General features: G+C 62.0%; 22 protein-coding genes. 9 read left to right on the top strand and 13 right to left on the bottom strand.

All coding sequences use genetic code 11. The annotated features are described in order from the left end of the window. Window positions 1-199: 199 nt before the first annotated feature. The 3 genes from AT984_RS01045 (at window position 200) to AT984_RS01035 (ending at window position 2429) form a co-directional block, all read left to right on the top strand. Window positions 200-856 (top strand): S1 family peptidase, encoded by a 657-nt coding sequence (locus AT984_RS01045; protein ID WP_058718525.1) that lies wholly within the window; start codon window positions 200-202, stop codon window positions 854-856. A 131-nt stretch (window positions 857-987) separates the two neighbouring features. Further along, window positions 988-1872, top strand: coding sequence for an SMODS domain-containing nucleotidyltransferase (locus AT984_RS01040; protein WP_058718524.1), 885 nt, complete (start codon window positions 988-990; stop codon window positions 1870-1872). Further along, window positions 1869-2429, top strand: coding sequence for an SLATT domain-containing protein (locus tag AT984_RS01035; protein WP_058718523.1), 561 nt, complete (start codon window positions 1869-1871; stop codon window positions 2427-2429). Before AT984_RS01040 ends, AT984_RS01035 begins: the two co-directional genes overlap by 4 nt. 112 nt (window positions 2430-2541) lie before the next feature. On the opposite strand, the gene AT984_RS01030 is transcribed toward AT984_RS01035, so the two are convergent. The 5 genes from AT984_RS01030 to AT984_RS01015 all read right to left on the bottom strand — a co-directional run bounded on the left by AT984_RS01030 (window position 2542) and on the right by AT984_RS01015 (window position 5149). Further along, entirely contained in the window at window positions 2542-3057 is a 516-nt protein-coding gene (locus AT984_RS01030) for a GNAT family N-acetyltransferase (RefSeq protein WP_082679685.1), read from the bottom strand. A gap of 129 nt (window positions 3058-3186) precedes the next feature. Next, window positions 3187-3669, bottom strand: a complete 483-nt coding sequence (locus AT984_RS01025) for a hypothetical protein (RefSeq protein ID WP_156421846.1) — start codon at window positions 3667-3669, stop codon at window positions 3187-3189. Between the two features lie 63 nt (window positions 3670-3732). Continuing rightward, on the bottom strand, window positions 3733-4374 hold the full coding sequence (gene udk / locus AT984_RS01020) for a uridine kinase (RefSeq protein ID WP_058718520.1): 642 nt from the start codon (window positions 4372-4374) through the stop codon (window positions 3733-3735). A 251-nt stretch (window positions 4375-4625) separates the two neighbouring features. Then, the gene (locus AT984_RS22755) at window positions 4626-4826 is read right to left on the bottom strand and encodes a hypothetical protein (RefSeq protein WP_156421845.1); all 201 of its coding nucleotides are present in this window, start codon (window positions 4824-4826) and stop codon (window positions 4626-4628) included. Window positions 4827-4831: 5 nt separating this feature from the next. Further along, window positions 4832-5149 carry a hypothetical protein gene (locus tag AT984_RS01015; RefSeq protein ID WP_058718519.1) on the bottom strand — a complete coding sequence of 106 codons (318 nt, stop codon included), beginning with the start codon at window positions 5147-5149 and terminating at the stop codon, window positions 4832-4834. Between the two features lie 501 nt (window positions 5150-5650). On the opposite strand from AT984_RS01015, the gene AT984_RS01010 reads away from it, so the two are divergent. Beyond that, window positions 5651-6343, top strand: coding sequence for a PEP-CTERM sorting domain-containing protein (locus tag AT984_RS01010; RefSeq protein ID WP_058718518.1), 693 nt, complete (start codon window positions 5651-5653; stop codon window positions 6341-6343). Window positions 6344-6389: 46 nt separating this feature from the next. Here the strand turns inward: AT984_RS01010 and AT984_RS01005 are convergent, their stop codons facing one another. The 7 genes from AT984_RS01005 to AT984_RS00975 all read right to left on the bottom strand — a co-directional run bounded on the left by AT984_RS01005 (window position 6390) and on the right by AT984_RS00975 (window position 14710). Beyond that, a complete protein-coding gene (locus AT984_RS01005; protein ID WP_082679684.1) occupies window positions 6390-7301 on the bottom strand; it encodes a polysaccharide deacetylase family protein in 912 nt (303 codons plus the stop codon). A gap of 204 nt (window positions 7302-7505) precedes the next feature. Continuing rightward, window positions 7506-8687, bottom strand: coding sequence for an acetyl-CoA C-acyltransferase (locus AT984_RS01000; protein WP_058718517.1), 1182 nt, complete (start codon window positions 8685-8687; stop codon window positions 7506-7508). A 29-nt stretch (window positions 8688-8716) separates the two neighbouring features. Beyond that, entirely contained in the window at window positions 8717-10552 is a 1836-nt protein-coding gene (gene aceK / locus AT984_RS00995; RefSeq protein WP_082679683.1) for a bifunctional isocitrate dehydrogenase kinase/phosphatase, read from the bottom strand. Window positions 10553-10599: 47 nt separating this feature from the next. Beyond that, complete coding sequence (can, locus tag AT984_RS00990) at window positions 10600-11289, bottom strand: carbonate dehydratase (RefSeq protein ID WP_058718516.1); 690 nt, start codon at window positions 11287-11289, stop codon at window positions 10600-10602. A 124-nt stretch (window positions 11290-11413) separates the two neighbouring features. Beyond that, window positions 11414-12331: a pyridoxal-phosphate dependent enzyme gene (locus AT984_RS00985; RefSeq protein WP_058718515.1), complete on the bottom strand. Its 918-nt coding sequence runs from the start codon at window positions 12329-12331 to the stop codon at window positions 11414-11416. Between the two features lie 94 nt (window positions 12332-12425). Continuing rightward, window positions 12426-13607: an isovaleryl-CoA dehydrogenase gene (locus AT984_RS00980; RefSeq protein WP_058721988.1), complete on the bottom strand. Its 1182-nt coding sequence runs from the start codon at window positions 13605-13607 to the stop codon at window positions 12426-12428. Window positions 13608-13822: 215 nt separating this feature from the next. After that, window positions 13823-14710, bottom strand: a complete 888-nt coding sequence (locus tag AT984_RS00975; RefSeq protein ID WP_058718514.1) for a LysR family transcriptional regulator — start codon at window positions 14708-14710, stop codon at window positions 13823-13825. Window positions 14711-14861: 151 nt separating this feature from the next. Here AT984_RS00975 and AT984_RS00970 point away from each other — a divergent pair, with 151 nt between their 5' ends. The 5 genes from AT984_RS00970 to AT984_RS00955 all read left to right on the top strand — a co-directional run bounded on the left by AT984_RS00970 (window position 14862) and on the right by AT984_RS00955 (window position 17481). Continuing rightward, complete coding sequence (locus AT984_RS00970; protein WP_058718513.1) at window positions 14862-15206, top strand: hypothetical protein; 345 nt, start codon at window positions 14862-14864, stop codon at window positions 15204-15206. Window positions 15207-15252: 46 nt separating this feature from the next. Further along, complete coding sequence (locus AT984_RS00965; protein ID WP_231741494.1) at window positions 15253-16005, top strand: Bax inhibitor-1/YccA family protein; 753 nt, start codon at window positions 15253-15255, stop codon at window positions 16003-16005. Window positions 16006-16104: 99 nt separating this feature from the next. After that, window positions 16105-16338, top strand: a complete 234-nt coding sequence (locus AT984_RS00960) for a hypothetical protein (RefSeq protein ID WP_058718512.1) — start codon at window positions 16105-16107, stop codon at window positions 16336-16338. Beyond that, window positions 16331-16486, top strand: coding sequence for a hypothetical protein (locus AT984_RS22750; protein ID WP_156421844.1), 156 nt, complete (start codon window positions 16331-16333; stop codon window positions 16484-16486). Before AT984_RS00960 ends, AT984_RS22750 begins: the two co-directional genes overlap by 8 nt. A 2-nt stretch (window positions 16487-16488) precedes the next feature. Continuing rightward, window positions 16489-17481, top strand: a complete 993-nt coding sequence (locus tag AT984_RS00955) for a sodium-dependent bicarbonate transport family permease (protein ID WP_058718511.1) — start codon at window positions 16489-16491, stop codon at window positions 17479-17481. A 21-nt stretch (window positions 17482-17502) separates the two neighbouring features. On the opposite strand, the gene AT984_RS00950 is transcribed toward AT984_RS00955, so the two are convergent. After that, entirely contained in the window at window positions 17503-17976 is a 474-nt protein-coding gene (locus AT984_RS00950; protein WP_058718510.1) for a cyanophycin metabolism-associated DUF1854 family protein, read from the bottom strand. Between the last annotated feature and the right edge of the window lie 10 nt (window positions 17977-17986).

Here is a 17986-nt window from a genome sequence, read left to right as displayed (position 1 = left end):
TCGGGCAAATCGGGGTTCAATAACGCCATACACAGACGGCACAATCGTACTTACGCGCCGCAAAAACGGCCAACACACACCAATTCACCAATGCAATGAACCCGGATGTTCACTTTCGCGGATTTTCACGCGCAGTGAGTGGCGAGGGTAGTTGTGGATTTCTCGCTATTGGACAACCTAGTTAGGCGTCACCAAACTCATGCTGCCAACCAACATCTTCTACCGGACCTTTTTCATAAAGGCAGCACAGTACGGTACGGCCTTCACACTTGACGTTGATGGCAACGAATACCTGATCACAGCACGGCACTTGCTCGATCACGATACCGGGGTCCATGAGATACAACTCTTCCGTCGAAGGCAGTGGCAAAAGATTGACTGCACCATTGTCGCGGTGGGTCGGGGAGAACTGGACATCGCTGTACTCCAAGCGCCTATGCGCCTCACGGATCCGGAATTCAAGGTTGATCCGAAGTTTGGCGATTGCTACGTTGGCCAAGACATGTTCTTTGTTGGCTTTCCCTACAAGATGTCGGTCGACTATGGTCCAAACGCAGATGGACAACCAGGAGTCTTTCTAAAGAAGGGGGCGCTCTCCGCCGTAGACGCCGGCCCCCCGAAAGCTCTCTATATTGACGCCCTCAACAACGAAGGGTTCTCCGGCGGGCCTCTTTACTACTTTCGCAACGGAAACATGAATGATCCATGTATCGCCGGTGTGGTATCAAAGTTCAAGATCGAGCACGAACTCGTGCTGGACGCAGAGGGAGAGGCTACAGAAATGAAGGTTCCGTACAACACGGGCTTCATGGTTGCATACGACATCGCTCATGCCCTTGAACTAGCACGACGGTGACGCATAACCAATCTATCAATCGGACGGTACACAGCTTTCCGGCGGTTGATCCTCCACTAAATCTCGAGCCAAACACCTTCCATCTCCTCCACGCCGTTTAGCTCAAATGCAAGGCACCACAAGGAACCCTCATGGCACTCGCCGATTGGTTCAGAACGTTCTGCACTCGCCTCCAAATTCAGGACGCAGGGACGATCTCGCTCCGCTACCGAAACATCACAAGGCGACTGAATACCGACTTCTGGACCACTACATCTGAGACTGCGCACAGCCTCTACGTTGGTTCCTACGGACGGAACACGGCGATTGCTGGGTTCAGTGACTTGGACATGATCTTCAGGCTGCCCTACGACGTCTATGAACGCTACAACAACTACTATGGAAACGGCCAATCTGCCCTACTTCAATCCGTCAAAAGCTCTATTGAGCGCACCTACGCCACGACCAACATCCGCGCCGACGGGCAAGTAATCCAAGTTCCTTTTAACGATGGAATCATGTTCGAAGTCGTGCCTGCTTTCCTGAACAAGGACGACAGCTTTACTTTCCCTGACGCTAACGATGGTGGACGCTGGCGAATTACCAATCCACGCCCCGAGATCCAAGCAATTCGCGACCGAAACGGCGTGACAAACGAAAATCTGGTGCCACTATGCCGAATGATGCGGGACTGGAAGAGCAAGTGGAACGTCCCCATTGGAGGTCTGCTCATCGACACACTCGCCTATCAGTTCATCGAGAACTGGCAGTACCGAGATAAGTCGTACGTGTACTACGACTTCATGTGCCGTGACTTCTTCAAGTGGATGTCAGATCAAGATGGAACCCAGGAGTGGTGGCGTTCCCCGGGTAGCAGGCAGTACGTCTGGGGCAAAGGCCTGTTTCAATACAAAGCGAAGCGATGCTACAACCTTGCCCTTGAAGCCATTGAGCACGAAATGGCCGACCCAAAAAGAGAGTGGTCGGCAAAGCAGAAGTGGCGCGAGATCTTCACTACGAACTTCCCTGACACATGACAACAACTGACCTGTCGATTCTCGAAGGCCAATTACGCGAGTGCTATGGGCGATCCGTCTACTCGCATAAGACCCATGAAAAATGCGCCGACATTCTTCTCGCACGTTTGGCCCGGCTCAAACTCTGGCAAATACTTCTGTCAGCCGTGACTACCGGCAGCCTGCTGACGACGATCATTGAGTCAAGTAAGGCAGCCGCGATAGTGGGTATGGTGATCTCCACGATCTTGCTCGTGCTAAATGCATATTCGAAGAACTACGACCTTGGCGAGTTGGCTCAGAAGCACAAGCAAGCGGCAAACGACATTTGGTTGATTCGTGAACAGTACTTGTCCGTCCTTACGGACCTGGCTGCAGGACTCAAGTCAACCGACGTTCTTGTGGCCGAGCGAGATAGGCTCGTGCTTGCCCTGCACGCTGTGTACGCCGGTTCACCCAGCACCACGTATGCAGCATACCGGCGCGCACAGAAAGCACTACAAAAGAACGAGGAGATGACCTTCTCTGACCAAGAGATAGACGCCTTGTTACCGAATCAACTGCGCCGCGGCGCCTAAGCGCTCACTAAACCCGAGCCGCAACGGATGGCCAGAGGGTCAGGTCTCAAATCCAAAGTACGGAAATTTAAGGCCTGACCCCGTGCCTGTGTAACCCCGTGCCTGGTGCCCCTCAGCCGCGCCGCTCCAGGTAATGCGCGTCCGGCCCGTAGCTGGCCAACTTATGGCGCAGCTGGGGCGATACCGGCCGGGGCGCAAAGCCCCAGCGGCCCCAAAAGCTGGCCGAGTTTTGCACCGCGATCAGACAGGCGCGGTCCAAGCCGCTGGCTTCCAGGCTCTGCAGAAAACGCTGTACCAGTGCCTGGGCCAGGCCGCTGCCGCGGGCCACGGGGTGCACCGACAAGTCGTGCAGATACAGGCAATCGGCCCGCGCGGGCAGCACGCAATCAGCGGCGTCCAGCAAGGGGGGCGCCTCGGCCTGCCAAGGCAGGGCAAATAGGTAAGCGGCCAGTCCGCCGGAGCCCTGATGCGCGCCGACCCAGCAGTGCGCTGGCGCAGCCTGCAATTTGGCGGCCAAGGAGGCCCGAGACTCAGGCTGCAATTCGGTGAAACAAGCGGCCTGGATGTGCAGCACCTCAGGCAAGTCAGCCGCCTGCATGGGGCGGATCAGGAAATTCGGGGACAACATGGAACAAGAACAAAAAAAGAGCGCAACTCAGCACAGCCGGGTGGCTGAGCGCCAAAACCGCCCATTGTCGGCGAAGCGCCGAGGGCAAGTAGCTGCGGGTCAGGCCTTCAATCCTGCGCGAAGCAAGGCTTAGTCCGTACACCACTCCCACGCCACCTCACTCAGCGTGCCCTCGGCGAATCTGAAAGTGAACTTGTCGCTACAGATCTCCGCAAGGCCTCGGTAGGCCATCCAGTTGGGGCCGCTTTCGTCGGGGGCGCCGAGTTGCTTTTGAATATCCGCCGGGCTTGAAGTGCCGATGTAGAGTTCGCTGACGAGATGCCCGGGGCGGCTGACCCGCAGGGCTATGGGAGCTTGCTTATCTGGTGCGGCCGGCGACACCAGCCAAGAGGCAGCAATTCCCGAGCCTCGGAATTCCTTTCTGACCAGGGCAGCTTCCGCCCGAAATGTTCTCACCTTGGACGGTGCGGCCAAGTCAATGGCGGCTTGGGTATATCCCTCGCCAAAGCGATAGACAATTTCGCGCGCGACTTGCTCATCTGCCCTGGGTGCCGCTCCACATGCGTTCGCAAGTAAGAGGGCGACAACAAACACCGCGTTCGACTTGATCATCAGAGGCTGTCCCATGTTGATGATGGTGTTGATGCTTGAAGCCCGCGCTTTGGGGCCATCAACTCAACCCCGCCCCATCTCCTGCAACAAGCTCCGCACCTTGGTGGTGATGATGTCCACCGCCGGGCCGTTGGCGCCGTGGGGCAGGATCACGTCGGCGTTGCGCTTGGTGGGCTCGATGAACTGCTTGTGCATGGGACGCACGGTGTCCATGTACTGGCTCACCACCGACTCGGTGCTGCGGCCCCGCTCTGAAATGTCGCGCTGCAGGCGGCGGATGAAGCGCACGTCGGAGGCGGTGTCCACGTAAATCTTCAGCGACATCATGTTGCGCAGCTTGCTGTCGTACAGGGCGAACAGGCCCTCCACCACGATGATAGGTGCGGGCATCACAGTGATGGTGTCGCTGGAGCGGTTGTCGGCCGCGAAGTCGTACACCGGCATGGCGATGGCCTCGCCCTTGCGCAGGGCTGCCAGGTGCTGGGTCATTAGCGGCCAGTCGAAGGCATCCGGGTGGTCATAGTTTTGCTTGCGCCGGTCCTCCGCCGGCATATGGGATTGATCGCGGTAGTAGTCGTCTTGCATCACCACCGCCACGTTCTCCGGCCCGATGGCGGCCACCACCTGGCGCGTCACCGTTGATTTGCCGCTGCCGCTGCCGCCTGCGACACCGATGACGAAAGGTTTTTGAGTAGTTTTGGGCATGAGGTGTACTGCTGCGGCGAGAGGGGACGGAGCTTGCGACATGGCAAGCGGAGGAAGGAGGGGAAGGGGCGGATTTTATGAGGCGCCGAGAGCGCCGCTTTGGGTCCATGCAGCCCCGGCCCTGTTCGCACCCCATTCGGCTCCAGGGCAAGCGGGTCAGGCCTGAAGCGCGGCGCGAGCGTAACGGTGCGGGTGAGGCTCAACACCTCGCTCACCGGGATGCGCAAGATCCCGGTGCCGATACGCTTGGCTCAAGGCTTGGTGTCTTGTGCGCGGTGCTGGCCGGGCTTGCGGGGCTGCACGGTGACCTCGCAGATGTCCGGCGCGCTCTCCCTGCCATGCTCGTCCACCACCACCAAGGCAAAGCGATGGCGGCCGGGTGGCAATTTGTTTTGCACCACCAAGCGAGGCTTGGAACTTGAAACGGGCTGGTGGCGACGCAGAACCGGCATATCCGTCAACGCGTGGCAGGGCCGAGGTAAGTAAAGCGCCAGATCTTGATGGTGCCGCCACCGGTGTCGAAGGACCGGGCGCCATTGAGCGCGAACTCTTTGCCGACGGAGGCGATGTCAGGGCCCAGCAGAACAGCGGTGGGACGGTCGCGGTCGGCCACGATGACGTCAATCGTGTCTGGCGCGCTTTCATTGCCGGAGTCGTCCACCACCACCAAGCTGAATCGGTGGCGGCCGGCGGGCAGCGGAGATTGCGGGTTGACATCCACAACGACGTTCGGCGCGGAAGTTTCGACGGGAACGTTGACGGTGAACTTGGGCATACGGTGGTCCTCGCGTGTTGAACTGGCGTACAGGTGCAAAGGCCTTGGTGCCGCCCAGCGGGCGTTGTCGCGGCCCCGTGCCGAGGCATGCGCATCGTGGCGACTCACATCTCGGCGGAGCCATGGTATTCGCTTGTCAGCGGGGCGTCCTCAAGGTTTTCAGAGCTGCACTGGGGCGTTCCTCATTCACTTTGCTGAAGCCGGCCTGTCCAGGCGAAGCGATTGACCGGGGACGGCATGGCCACGATTGAAGCGACCGACACGCATGCCCCCTCAAACAGGGGCTCTTGAATATTCACATAACCCGGCGATTCACCGGTAAATCAACGCCGCTCACGAAGCATGCAATGGTGCGCGCAAGAGGACGGGCGGTCACTTGACTGATTGATCGAGTGAGTGATTGACGGACTGTTCGGATCTCAGGGGCGTACGGGCCTGCCCTCCCCAGGGTCGTAAGCGTTAGCAATTCAATTCAACCTAGCCATCTGAAAAGAGACCACCATGAAACGACTCTCCGCTTTTTCCACCCTGATCGGGGCGCTGACGCTGACCTCCGCTGCGCAAGCAGGGACCATCAGCTACAACTTCAACAACCCCTTGGCCGACACCGAGTTCACCCAAACGGGCAGCCTGAACCTGTTCGACACGACCCTGGGCCGCCTGACGGGCGTGAGCTTTATCTTCAACGGCGCCATGACGACCACGATCAGCCTGGCCAACTTGTCGAACACCAATCAACGGGCCTCGGCCAAGTCGACGATGGATCTGTATTACCACAGCGATCTCGCAGGGCTGGATGCCTTGTTGAACACGGGCAATCCAGTGCTCTCCTTGAGCACAGATAGCCGCCCCGTGGACGGCACCATTGCCGCCAGAACGACCTTTGTTGATAGCAAGTCGGCGCTGGGCCAATCGGCCCCTTGGTCGCCCAACGGCATGGACACGCTGCTGGCCAGCTTCTATGGCCAAGAGGGACAGAAGTTCAAGCTAAGCTGCAAATCAGATAGCGGCCTGACCGTTATCGGCGGTGGCGGACAGATTGCCGCCACGCAGGCGAATCAAGGCTCGTGCGGCGCCAGCGTGACTTATACCTACGACAACAACAAGGTGCCTGAGCCGGCGTCACTGGCCCTCTTTGGCCTGGCCGCGAGCACGGCCTGCCTGGCTGGGCGCCGGCGTCGCGCCAAGGCCTAAGTACGGCCTGAGTACGGCCTGCGCGGGGCCTCAGCGCTGCAGCGTCTCAGCGCCCCGAAGGCACAAGGCGGCCCGCGCCGGCTTGTGCCTGGGGCGGAGAGGCGGCCTCAACCTCGCTTGCTGCAGCGCTTGCCGCAGCGCGCTCGCGCTGCTGGCGCACATGCGCCGCAATCTTCACAAAGCTTTCCACCCAATAGAGCTTGGGGTTGGCGGCCAGATGCTGCAGCAGCGCTTGGTGGGCTTCTTTGGAGACGCTCAAGTAATCGCCACCGATGCCGTGGAAGGTGATGCTGGCCAGCGTGCCTTTGGCGGCAGCCTCTTGCACGATGGCGATCAGCGCGGCGCCGCTGGCGTCGACCGGACCGGCGGTGGAAACGTCCAAGGGGTCAAGTGTTGCCATCGCGGGTGCCACGCCGCCGATGCGGGACTTGATGCCGACGAAGTCTGACTTGATCGCCGGCAGATAGGGCTGGCCGGCGGCCAGTGGGTCGGTGCAGGGCGCCGTGTAAGTGCGCTCGGTCTGGCCGTCGATGGCATGCAGGTAGGCGTTGGCCAGCAAGATCTCTTCACGCAGCTGGGTGACGCTGATGCGATCCAGGTCGCGGTGCGCGGCCACCCAGTCACGCCCTGGCGCTGAGCGCGAACAGGGGTGGAACAAGGTGTGGTTGCCCAACTCATGGCCGGCAGCCGCGGCACGGCGCCATTCGGGCAGGCGCTGGCTGACGGTGGGGCTGGAGAGGGTCAGATAAAACGTGGCCTTCAGCCCTAGCGCATTCAGTGCAGGAAGAGCGCTGTCCAGCTGAGACGGCAGCGCATCGTCGTAGGACAAGCTGACCGCGGCGCGGGCACCGCCCGGCCATTGAAAGGGCTCGCTGTGCGCGCAGCTGGCAAAGACGCTCAAGCCGAGCGTTAGCCAGATCATCAGCCTGCGGGGCATGGCCACCATCGTGTGTTTCATCGGACGCGCACGCCTTCTTGCTCTGATGCCAAGACCGTCTTGGCAGGCCGGCCGATGATAAGCAGCTTGAACGGTTTGACCCGGCCGGGGAAGAAACAAAAACGGGGACTTGGCTGCGTGCGCCAAGTCCCCGTTTTCTCTTTCGTCTTGCTTCATCGCCCTACCCGCGCGGCCCGCCGCGTGGGTAGGTGCAGCTCAAGCAGTTCAGATCAGCTCAACACCCATGGCTGTCGCCTCGCCGCCGCCGATGCACAGGGCGGCCACGCCGCGCTTCAGGCCGCGGTGCTTCAGGGCGCCGATCAGGGTGACCAGGATGCGGGCGCCGGAGGCGCCGATGGGGTGGCCCAGGGCAACCGCACCGCCGTTGACGTTGACGATTTCATGCGGGAGCTTGAACTCGGCCATGGCGGCCATGGTCACGGCAGCGAAGGCTTCGTTGACTTCCCACAGGTCCACGCTCTTGGCGTCCCAGCCGTTTTTCTTCAGCAGCTTTTCAATGGCGCCGACCGGGGCGGTGGTGAACCATTCAGGCGCGTTGGCATGCACGGCGTGGCCAACGATGCGGGCCACGGGCTTGACGCCCAGCTTGGCGGCGGTGCTTTCACGCATCAGCACCAGGGCGGCGGCGCCGTCGGAGATGGAGCTGGAGGTGGCGGCGGTGATGGTGCCGTCCTTCACGAACGCGGGCTTGAGGCCGGCGATCTTGTCCAGCTTGGCCTTGAAGGGCTGTTCGTCCTTGCTGAAGATGGTGTCCACGCCGCGGTTCGTGACGGTGACGGGGGCCATTTCCCAGGCGAAGCTGCCGTCTTCGTTGGCGCGCTTGGCGCGCTCGGTGGAGGCCACGGCGAAGGCGTCTTGCGCTTCGCGGCTGAAGGCGTACTTGGCGACGCATTGCTCAGCGAACACGCCCATGGCCTTGCCGCGCTGGTAAGCGTCTTCCAGGCCGTCCAGGGCCATGTGGTCGAACATTTGCGTGGCGCCGTACTTCACGCCTTTGCGGGCGAACATCAGGTGGGGCGCATTGGTCATGCTCTCCATGCCGCCGGCGATCAGCACGTCGGCGCTTTCGGCCTTGAGCGTGTCGTGGGCAAACATGGTGGCGCGCATGCCGGCGCCGCACATCTTGCTCAGCGTGACGGCACCGACCGACTGGGGCAGGCCAGCCTTCAGCACGGCTTGGCGGGCGGGGGCCTGGCCTTGGCCGGCCATCAGGCAGTTGCCGATGAAGGCTTCGTTGATGGCGTCGCCGGGGATGCCCGAGCGCTCAACCGCGGCCTTGATGGCAACAGCTGCCAGCTCCCAGGCTTGCAAGCCAGCGAAGTCACCCAGCAGGCCACCGATGGGCGTGCGGGCGGCGGAAACGATGACGATGGAATCGGTCGACATGGAAACTCTCCTTGGGGTTTGTTGATGGACTACTGAACAGAAAGATCGTGGTGGCTGGCGGCGATCAGCGCCGCGCCATCCACGGCGGGAATGGGTTGCTGCGGCTGCAGCGCCGCCCGGGCATAGAAGCGTTTGTGCGGCTCGTAGGGGAAGACATCGTGCACATAGCCGGCCTGGATGCGCGCCTTGTGCTGCTGCCAGAAGGCGGCGTCCAGCAGATCGGCGTGGTGGCGCATGAACAGCTCGCGCACGCCGGGGTGGCCCAGCAGGAAGGGGCCAAAGGTCTCGGGGAAGACATCGCGCGGGCCGACCTTGTACCAAATCTCGGCGGACATTTCTTCCTCTTCATTGCGCGGCTGGGGCACGTAGCGGAAGTTGCAATCGGTGAGGTATTCGATTTCGTCGTAATCGTAGAACACCACCTTGCCGTGGCGGGTGATGCCGAAGTTCTTCCACAGCATGTCGCCGGGGAAGATGTTGGCGGCCACCAGATCTTTGATGGCGTTGCCGTATTCGATAACGGCATGCTCCATCTGCTCGGGGCTGGCCTCTTGCAGGTAGATGTTCAGCGGGATCATGCGGCGCTCGATGTAGACATGGCGCAGCACCAGGTCCTCAGTGCCGCTTTCGTCCAGCAAGCTGGGGCAGAAGTGGCGCAGCTCGGCCAATAACTCCTCGTTGAAGCGGTAGCGCGGGAAGGCGACGTTGCTGTACTCCAGCGTGTCGGCCATGCGGCCCACGCGGTCATGCTGTTTCACCAGCAAATACTTGCTCTTGATCAGCTCGCGCGAGGTGTCTTTTTGCGCCGGGTAAAAGTCTTTGATGACCTTGAACACAAAGGGGAAGGACGGCAGGTCAAACACCAGCATCACCATGCCCTTGATGCCGGGCGCGATGCGGAATTTGTCGCTGGAATGGCGCAGGTGGTAGAGGAAGTCGCGGTAGAACAGGTTCTTGCCCTGCTTTTGCAGGCCGATGGCGGAATAGATTTCCGAGCGCGGCTTGCGCGGCATCATCGAGCGCAGGAACTGCACATAGGCGCTGGGCACTTCCATATCGACCATGAAGTAGGCGCGGGCGAAGCTGAACAGCATCAGCAAATCGTCTTCGCCGAACAGCACCGCGTCGATGTAGAGCATGCCGGTTTCGCCGTGCAAGATGGGCAGGGCAAAAGCCGTTTCCTGAAAGCCGTTGATGATCTTGCCGACGATGTAAGCGCCCTTGTTGCGGAAGAACAGCGAGGACAGCACCTGAATCTGGAAATTGGTGCGCCAGCGCCCCTCGCTGATCTGGCCCTGCATGGCGTTCATCACATGGTCGATATCACGGCCCAGGTCTTCAAACTCGAGGTCGAGCTGGAAGTTAGTGACGATGCGGCGCAGGGTTTCGCGCAGGTTCTGCCGCGTGGGGTAATAGGCGCGGAAGGTGGGCTTGGCGGCGGGCTCGTCGTTCTCGATGTACTCGGTGGACACCGCCGGGCGCACAAAGATGAAGGCGTTGTTGAAGTAGCTGTGGTGCAGGATGCGGGTGCAGACCGAGTTGAAGAAGGTCTCGGCCAGCTCGGGCTGGTGGTGGTCCACCAGCAAGCCGATGTAGTGCAGCTTGACCTGCTGCCAAACTTCCATCGCCAGCTGGCTGGTCTGGAAGCGTTCTTCCAGGCTGGCGACCGTCTCGTCCACCCGCTTGTCGTAGAACTCGATGCGCTCGCGCTGGGCCAATTGCTGGCCATGCCAGTCGGCTTGCTCGAAACGCTTTTTGGCCCCGGCGCTGGTGCCGCGAAACAGCCGGTAATGGCGGTTGAAGCCGCCGAGCATGGCTTGGGCAATCTCGAAAGCGCGGGGGTCGTTCAGCTTTTGCGGGAACATCGGCTCTCCAGGCTAGACGGCGCGGATCGACTTCACAAAACCGGGGCTCAGGTCTGCGCGCTGAGCTGAGTAAAGCGCGCCTGCTCGTAGCGCTGCTTGACGGCGGACAAGGCCTTGGCAAATGCGGGCCCGACTTGGTCGGCCGCAGCGGCGGTGATGGCCAGGTCCTCCAGCAAACCGTTGTGCAGGCCGTACACCCAGCCATGCACCACCACCTCTTGGCCACGCGCCCAGGCGTCTTGCACGACGGTGGTTTGGCAGGCGTTGCGGGCCTGCTCCAGCACATTGAGCTCGCACAGGGCATTGACGCGCTGATCGGGCTGCAACTGATCGAGCCACTCTTGATGATGGTTGCGCACGTCTTGCACATGGCGCAGCCAGTTATCGACCAGGCCAACCCGCGCATCCAGCAAAGCCGACTTCACGCCGCCGCAGTTGCTGTGGCCCACCACGATGATGTGTTTGACCTTCAAGGCATCCACCGCGAACTGCATCACCGACAGGCAATTCAAATCCGAGTGCACCACCACATTGGCCACGTTACGGTGCACGAACAACTCGCCCGGCAACAGGTTGACCAGGTCATTGGCCGGCACCCGGCTGTCAGCGCAGCCAATCCACAAATACTGCGGCGTTTGCTGCTTGAGCAAGCTGGTGAAGAAACCGGGCTGGCGCGCTTCGGTGTCGGCCGCCCAGCTTTTATTGCTATCCAGAAGTTCTTGAAGGTCTGTACTCATGACGGCATTGTCGGGTGAACGAATGACGGACAGCTTGCAGGCCAGCCTTAGGCCGCCGAAATTGCTCGGGCATGCTGCTTGTTGGTCACCAAGTTGCGGCCCGTGCTGCGGTTCATGTTGCAGCTCAAGCCCAGGACTGCAACAAGGCCAAGGAAACGCCGATGCCGCCGCAAACCTCGATCAGCGGCCGCTTGAAGCCGGCCAAGGCCGGCGCATGCACGCTGAGCGCGGCCAAGGCGGCGCCACAGGCGGGCTCCACCATCACCCGCATGGCATCGGCAAAGCGCACGCAGGCCTGTGTGGCTTGCGCGTCTGTGACCGTCAGGCTCAGCGTCGGATGGCTTTGCGCCAGGCGCAAGGCCTCGTCGGCCACACGGCGTGCGCCCAGCGAGGTAGCGACGGAGGTGATGGCGGGCAAGGTCACCGCATAGCCGGCTTGCAGGCTCTGGCTGAGGCTGTCGGCACCCAGGGTTTCGGCGGCGATCACGGGCACATGGTGCAGGCCGTGGCGCTGCAGGCCTTGAACGATGCCGCAGAACAGGCCACCGCCGCCAACGGCGGTGATGACGGCATCAAAGGCCAGGCCTTGCTCGAGGACCTCGTCGATCAGGGTCGAATGCCCCTGCCAGAGCAGCGGGTGGTCGAAGGGGTGGACGTAGGTGGCGCCGCGCTCGACTGCCAGGGCCTGGGCGAAGGCATTCGCCTCATCGAAGACCGCGCCGTGGCGCAGCACGCTGGCGCCGCGAGCGGCGATCTTCTCGGCCACGGCCGCGCTGCTGCTCTCGGGCAGCACGATGGTGCAGGCCAGGCCCAGAGCGCCGGCGGCGTGGGCGGCCGCAAAACCAGCGTTGCCGCCGGAGGCGCAGACGATCTCGCGCGCGCCATCGGCGGCGGCCTGCTGCACCAGCCGGCCGATGCCGCGCAGCTTGAAGCTGCCGCTGGGCTGCAGCGCGTCCATCTTCAGCCAGACCTCGGGCTGAGGGAACAGACCCGGCGCCGCGCGCAGCAGCGGGGTGTTCAGGTGCAGCGCGTCCAATCGCATCACATCGTCTGGCTGCGACTCACATCCGCAACGCGGATATGAGTCTTCGCCGCAACGGCGCCGCCCTGCGGCTTGTTGTCTGTACCCTCGCCCATTACATGGTCTCGGCGAAGAGTTCGCGGCCGATCAGCATGCGGCGAATTTCCGAAGTGCCGGCGCCGATCTCATACAGCTTGGCATCGCGCCAGAGGCGGCCCAGCGGGTACTCGTTGATATAGCCGTTGCCACCGAAGATTTGCACGCCCTCGCCGGCCATCCAGGTGGCTTTTTCAGCCGTCCACAGAATCACCGAAGCGCAGTCCTTGCGGACCTGGCGCACATGCTCGGCGCCCAGCAAGTCGAGGTTCTTGGCCACGGTGTAGGCAAACGAGCGGCCGGCTTGCAGCACGGTGTACATGTCCGCGACCTTGCCCTGGATCAGCTGGAACTCGCCGATGCTTTGGCCGAACTGCTTGCGGTCGTGGATGTAGGGGATCACGTTGTCCATCACGCTTTGCATGATGCCCAGCGGGCCGCCGGTCAGCACGGCGCGCTCGTAGTCCAGGCCCGACATCAGCACCTTGGCGCCACCGTTGACGGCGCCCAGCACGTTCTCGGCCGGCACTTCCACGTTTTGGAACACCAGCTCGCCGGTGTGGCTGCCGCGCATGCCCAGCTTGTCGAGCTTCTGCGCGATGCTGAAACCGGGCATGCCCTTCTCGATCAGGAAGGCGGTGACGCCGCGCGCGCCCAGTTCGGGCTCGCTCTTGGCGTAGACCACCAGGGTGTCGGCATCGGGGCCATTGGTGATCCACATCTTGTTGCCGTTGAGCAGGTAGTAGCCACCCTTGTCTTCGGCGCGCAACTTCATGCTCAGCACGTCGGAGCCGGCACCGGGCTCGCTCATGGCAAGCGCGCCGACATGCTCGCCGCTGATCAGCTTGGGCAGGTACTTGGCTTTTTGCGCGGCATTGCCGTTGCGCTTGATCTGGTTGACGCAAAGATTGCTGTGCGCGCCGTAGCTCAGGCCCACAGAGGCGCTGGCGCGGCTGATTTCCTCCATCGCGATCATGTGGGCCAGGTAGCCCATGTTCGCGCCGCCGTATTCCTCGCCGACGGTGATGCCCAGCACGCCCAGATCACCCATCTTGCGCCACAGGTCCATGGGGAACTGGTCGCTGCGATCAATCTCGGCCGCACGCGGCGCGATCTCGGCCTGCGCAAAGTCGCGCACCGCATCGCGCAGCGCGTCGATGTCTTCGCCGAGTTGGAAATTCAGGCCGGGCAAGTTGGTCATGATGCGGGTCTCCAATAATGGGGTCAGAGTCAATTAATTTGGGCCGAGTGCTCTTATGTGCCCACCGCCTCGCTTCATCCTAAGCTGCATGACAAAACATGCGCAGGGCTTCGTGGCCCCGGCCTCAAGAATTTCAACGGACGGCACAAGTGACGTTTACGTAAACGTCAATCAAGCGCAGATTCTAAGCTGAGCTTGGGGCCACTTGGCATCCCTCAAACCCGATCCGGCAACAGGCGCCGCACCAGTGGGTGGGAGATCTTTTTGGCGGTGCCGATGGCGTAGAAATGCTCCTCCACGCCTTCACAGGGGCCGACACGGCGCAGCTCGTAGCGATGCGTGAGCTTCTCGTGCATCAGCTCGGCAGCCGGGAACACGCCAAAGCCACCTGCACCAAAGGTAGCCAGCAAGGCGCTGTCCTCAAACTCACCGACGATGCGCGGCTTGACGCCTTGGCGCTCCAGCCATTGGTCCAAGCGCAGGCGCACCGCCGTCTGCGTGGTGGGCAGCAGTATGGGCACTTGGCCCAGCGAGCGTGGGAAGTCAGCCGCCGCAGCCTCGTACAAGGCCTCGGGCGCATACCAGGCCATGGCCGAAAAACCGAGCGAATGGCTGTAGACCTTGAGATTGGGATTGGTGGGCGCGGGTCGGTCGGCCAGCACCACGTCCAGGCGGTGCAGGGCCAACTCGCCCAGCAGGCCTTCAAACTGGTCCTCGTGGCACAGCAGGCGCAGATCGGGCTCGGCTTCGATGATGGGCTGCAGCAGATGGCGCACTGCCAATTTGGACAAACCGTCTGAAATCCCCACCGTCAGCCGCACCACCCGCGAGCCCACCGATTCGCGCAGATTGGCCGGCAATTGCTCGCCCAGCTGAAAAATCAGGTCGGCCTGGCGCAGTGCAACCTCGCCCGCCTCGGTCAGCGCCACGCCGCGCCCGGCGGGCTTGAGCAAGGCAAAGCCCAACGACTTCTCCAGCTCGCGCACCTGGGTGCTGACGGTCTGCACCGCCATGCCCAAACGCTCGGCGGCCTTGGACACGCCGCCCTCCTTGGCCACCACCCAGAAGTAGTAGAGATGCCGGTAGCTGAACTCAAGACTCATGGGGGCCTCCGGTGATTAACCGTGTTTTAAGGAAGTGTTAGTACTCGATTCTCTGCTTTTTTAGAAAGCCTTGCCACCCTAAGCTGTACGCACTCCCCAATGGCTGATGCCAGCAGGGGCCGCCCAACCCACCAGCAGGAGGTATTCGTTCATGCAAGTTCATTTCGAATCTCACGATCTCCACGGCGCTCAGTTGCGAGACTTGGTGCTGCAGCGCCTGACCTTCGCCATGCGACGGGTGGCCCTGCATGTGCCGACGGCTCGGGTTCAGCTGACCGACATCAACGGCCCGCGCGGCGGCATCGACAAGCGCTGCACCCTGGAACTGCGCACCGAAGGCGCCGGCACGCTGGTCATCAGCGCCACCGCCGCCCGCTGGCGCGAGGCTTTTGAGCACGCCCTGGCCCGCGCCAGCCGCGCCCTGACCCGGGCCTGGCAAAGAAGCCGCAGCCACCCCAAGAACAACAAGCGCCTGCCGCTGCCCAGCAGCGACTGAAAGCACTTAGCCCCAACACCGATCAAGAAAGGCATTAGCAAACATCATGGACTCCTACAACAATCAATCTGACCCACGCCAGCCGGCCCGGGCCATCCCCATCAATCAGAACATGGGCTTTGGCGAACTGGGTGACAGCCATTACGAAAGCGGAAGCAACACGACCGCCCTGGCGCCCAACGCCAGCCGCGTGCTGCGCAATACCTACGCCCTGCTGTCCATGACCCTGCTGTTCAGCGCGGCCATTGCGGCCGCCAGCGTGGCCATGAAGCTGCCCGCGCCGGGCATCATCATCACCTTGGTGGGCTATTTCGGCCTGCTGTTCGCGGTGCACAAGCTGCAAAACAGCGGCTGGGCCGTGCCAGTGGTGTTCGCCTTGACCGGCTTCATGGGTTACACCATGGGCCCGCTGCTGACCCGCAGCCTGTCACTGCCCAACGGCGCGGAAGTGGTGATGATGGCCTTGGCCGCCACCGGCGCCACCTTCTTGGCCCTGTCGGCCTGGGTGTTGACGAGCAAGCGTGACCTCAGCTTCATGGGCGGCTTCCTGTTCGCCGGCATGGTGATTGCGATGTTGTGCGGCCTGGCCGCCGTGTTCCTGCAAATCCCGGCGTTGAGCCTGGCTGTGTCCGCCATGGTGGCCCTGCTGTCGGCTGGCCTGATCATGTTCGAGACCAGCCGCATCGTGAACGGCGGCGAGAGCAACTATGTGCTGGCCACGGTGAGTTTGTTCGTCTCGATCTTCAATTTGTTCACCAGCTTGCTGAGCCTGTTCGGCTTCGGCAGCTCGAACGATTGATGCCAGCAAGGCCGTAGCTGCGCGAACCACGGGCCCTGCCGGGCCTGTGGCTTGAGCGCGGCGCCAAGGTCACCACCCAACCCTGACACCGAGCCCAATATGCGCAGCGAATTCGAAACGGGTCTGGCCTGGCAGAGCCAGCAAGTCTGGCTCGCCAGCTTCGATGGCGGCAGCGAGGAAGCAACGCCCACCCCCTCAATGATGAGCTGGCCTGAACTCAGCCACATCGACCCGCAGCATTGCCCCCTGCTCGCTGCCATCGCCATCGAAGATGACAAGGACGATGGCTCAGCGAACAGCGCCACACACCACGATAGAGATTGCCATGTCTAGTTTGATGATTTGCTTTGGCGTGATTGCGGTCGCCATTCTGTACGCCGCCGCCTGTGAGTACCGGGCCAAGAACACCCGTGACGCCCATCTGCTGGCCGGCCTCGGCGCAACCAGTATGGCCACGACCTTAGGGGCCTGGATAATCTGAGGATGCAAAGCTTCCTTGACCCTGCCATCCTTTTCTTCATCTTCGGCATCCTCGCCGGAGCATTGAAATCCAACCTCGAGATCCCTGCCCCGATCTCGAGGTTTTTGTCTTTGTATCTGCTGATGGCCCTGGGCCTGAAGGGTGGCTTTGCGCTGGCCAAGTCAGGCCTGACGATGGAAGTCAGCGTCACCTTGGGCCTTGCGCTCTTGCTGGCGGTGCTGGTGCCGGCGTTGGGCTATCTGACCCTGCGGCGCTTTCTCTCGGGCTTCGACGCTGCGGCCATTGCCGCCACCTACGGCTCGGTCAGCGCGGTGAGTTTCATCACCGCCACGCAGTACCTGAACAATCATGATATTGACTATGGCGGCCATATGGCGGCGGCAATGGCCTTGATGGAATCGCCCGCCATCATCATCGCCGTGCTGCTGGCCAACTGGGTCCGGCAAAAACAGCGTGGCAGCCAAGGGGCTGCGGCAGTGGCAGGTGCAGCCAAAACTCAGGACGCCAGCCTCGGCAAGATCCTGCATGAATCCCTGACCGATGGCGCACAGCTGCTGCTGATGGGTGCCATGGTGGTGGGCTTGGTCAGCGGTGCGGCCGGCGAGGCGGCGATGAAGCCCTTCTCCATCGACCTGTTCAAAGGCATGCTGGCCTTCTTCCTGCTGGACATGGGCTTGCTGGCGGCGCGCAATATGGGCGGGCTCAAGGCACAGTCGCCCTGGTTGATCGCCTATGCCCTGGGGGCACCGCTGGTGCATGCCAGCGTGGCATTGGGCTTGGCGCTGTTGTTCGGCGTGTCGGCAGGCAACACCGCCTTGCTGATGGTGCTGGCGGCGAGTGCCTCCTACATCGCCGTGCCCGCAGTGATTCGCCACGCGATTCCCGAGGCCAACCCCAGCCTTTACTTCGGCATGTCGCTGGGGATCACCTTCCCCTTCAATATCTTGCTGGGGATTCCGCTGTATACGGCGGTGGCGCAGCGGGTGGTGGGCTAAGCAAAGCTGAACGTCAAAGGCTCAGAGGAAGCGCTCCAAAATCTTCTTCGAGCCCTTATCCAGCGCAAAGCGATCCGGCACCAACAGTTGCAGGCCATGGCTGCTGGCGATCAAGAGGCGGCCTTCGCCCAGGCGGCGGATGTCCTCTTCGGTGCGCAGGATGAATTGGGTTTCGCCACGGTCGGTTTCCACGGTCCACTGGCTGGGCGTTGAGAAGGTCGACACCTTCTTGATGCTCAGCACGCTGGGCATGAAGTCGCGGCTGGCCAGCTCAGACTCCAGCAACTCGCGCTCCGGCGCTGGCAAGTCGCTGAGGCGGTTGACCCACAGCAGCTCATGCCCGTCCTGACCCACCAGCGAAACGCCTTCGTCAGGGGCTGAGATGGGGTGCGCACGCACCGGCACCACGGCTTCGTGGCGCTGGCCCGCTTCATCGGTCAGCACCAGGCGACCCAGGGCGTTGCGCTCCAGCTTTTGATATGTCGTTGTTGTCATGGTGGCGGCG

Source organism: Paucibacter sp. KCTC 42545 (assembly GCF_001477625.1).
Classification (GTDB): domain Bacteria; phylum Pseudomonadota; class Gammaproteobacteria; order Burkholderiales; family Burkholderiaceae_C; genus Paucibacter_A.
This window is presented reverse-complemented; position numbering and strand designations above follow the sequence as displayed.

What these genes read in the sequence shown, in the direction of transcription:
- AT984_RS01045 (WP_058718525.1), top strand. Translation starts at nt 200, where the DNA reads ATGCTGCCAACCAACATCTTCTACCGGACCTTTTTCATAAAGGCAGCA.
- AT984_RS01040 (WP_058718524.1), top strand. Translation starts at nt 988, where the DNA reads ATGGCACTCGCCGATTGGTTCAGAACGTTCTGCACTCGCCTCCAAATT.
- AT984_RS01035 (WP_058718523.1), top strand. Translation starts at nt 1,869, where the DNA reads ATGACAACAACTGACCTGTCGATTCTCGAAGGCCAATTACGCGAGTGC.
- AT984_RS01030 (WP_082679685.1), bottom strand. Translation starts at nt 3,057, where the DNA reads ATGTTGTCCCCGAATTTCCTGATCCGCCCCATGCAGGCGGCTGACTTG.
- AT984_RS01025 (WP_156421846.1), bottom strand. Translation starts at nt 3,669, where the DNA reads ATGATCAAGTCGAACGCGGTGTTTGTTGTCGCCCTCTTACTTGCGAAC.
- udk (WP_058718520.1), bottom strand. Translation starts at nt 4,374, where the DNA reads ATGCCCAAAACTACTCAAAAACCTTTCGTCATCGGTGTCGCAGGCGGC.
- AT984_RS22755 (WP_156421845.1), bottom strand. Translation starts at nt 4,826, where the DNA reads ATGCCGGTTCTGCGTCGCCACCAGCCCGTTTCAAGTTCCAAGCCTCGC.
- AT984_RS01015 (WP_058718519.1), bottom strand. Translation starts at nt 5,149, where the DNA reads ATGCCCAAGTTCACCGTCAACGTTCCCGTCGAAACTTCCGCGCCGAAC.
- AT984_RS01010 (WP_058718518.1), top strand. Translation starts at nt 5,651, where the DNA reads ATGAAACGACTCTCCGCTTTTTCCACCCTGATCGGGGCGCTGACGCTG.
- AT984_RS01005 (WP_082679684.1), bottom strand. Translation starts at nt 7,301, where the DNA reads ATGAAACACACGATGGTGGCCATGCCCCGCAGGCTGATGATCTGGCTA.
- AT984_RS01000 (WP_058718517.1), bottom strand. Translation starts at nt 8,687, where the DNA reads ATGTCGACCGATTCCATCGTCATCGTTTCCGCCGCCCGCACGCCCATC.
- aceK (WP_082679683.1), bottom strand. Translation starts at nt 10,552, where the DNA reads ATGTTCCCGCAAAAGCTGAACGACCCCCGCGCTTTCGAGATTGCCCAA.
- can (WP_058718516.1), bottom strand. Translation starts at nt 11,289, where the DNA reads ATGAGTACAGACCTTCAAGAACTTCTGGATAGCAATAAAAGCTGGGCG.
- AT984_RS00985 (WP_058718515.1), bottom strand. Translation starts at nt 12,331, where the DNA reads ATGCGATTGGACGCGCTGCACCTGAACACCCCGCTGCTGCGCGCGGCG.
- AT984_RS00980 (WP_058721988.1), bottom strand. Translation starts at nt 13,607, where the DNA reads ATGACCAACTTGCCCGGCCTGAATTTCCAACTCGGCGAAGACATCGAC.
- AT984_RS00975 (WP_058718514.1), bottom strand. Translation starts at nt 14,710, where the DNA reads ATGAGTCTTGAGTTCAGCTACCGGCATCTCTACTACTTCTGGGTGGTG.
- AT984_RS00970 (WP_058718513.1), top strand. Translation starts at nt 14,862, where the DNA reads ATGCAAGTTCATTTCGAATCTCACGATCTCCACGGCGCTCAGTTGCGA.
- AT984_RS00965 (WP_231741494.1), top strand. Translation starts at nt 15,253, where the DNA reads ATGGACTCCTACAACAATCAATCTGACCCACGCCAGCCGGCCCGGGCC.
- AT984_RS00960 (WP_058718512.1), top strand. Translation starts at nt 16,105, where the DNA reads ATGCGCAGCGAATTCGAAACGGGTCTGGCCTGGCAGAGCCAGCAAGTC.
- AT984_RS22750 (WP_156421844.1), top strand. Translation starts at nt 16,331, where the DNA reads ATGTCTAGTTTGATGATTTGCTTTGGCGTGATTGCGGTCGCCATTCTG.
- AT984_RS00955 (WP_058718511.1), top strand. Translation starts at nt 16,489, where the DNA reads ATGCAAAGCTTCCTTGACCCTGCCATCCTTTTCTTCATCTTCGGCATC.
- AT984_RS00950 (WP_058718510.1), bottom strand. Translation starts at nt 17,976, where the DNA reads ATGACAACAACGACATATCAAAAGCTGGAGCGCAACGCCCTGGGTCGC.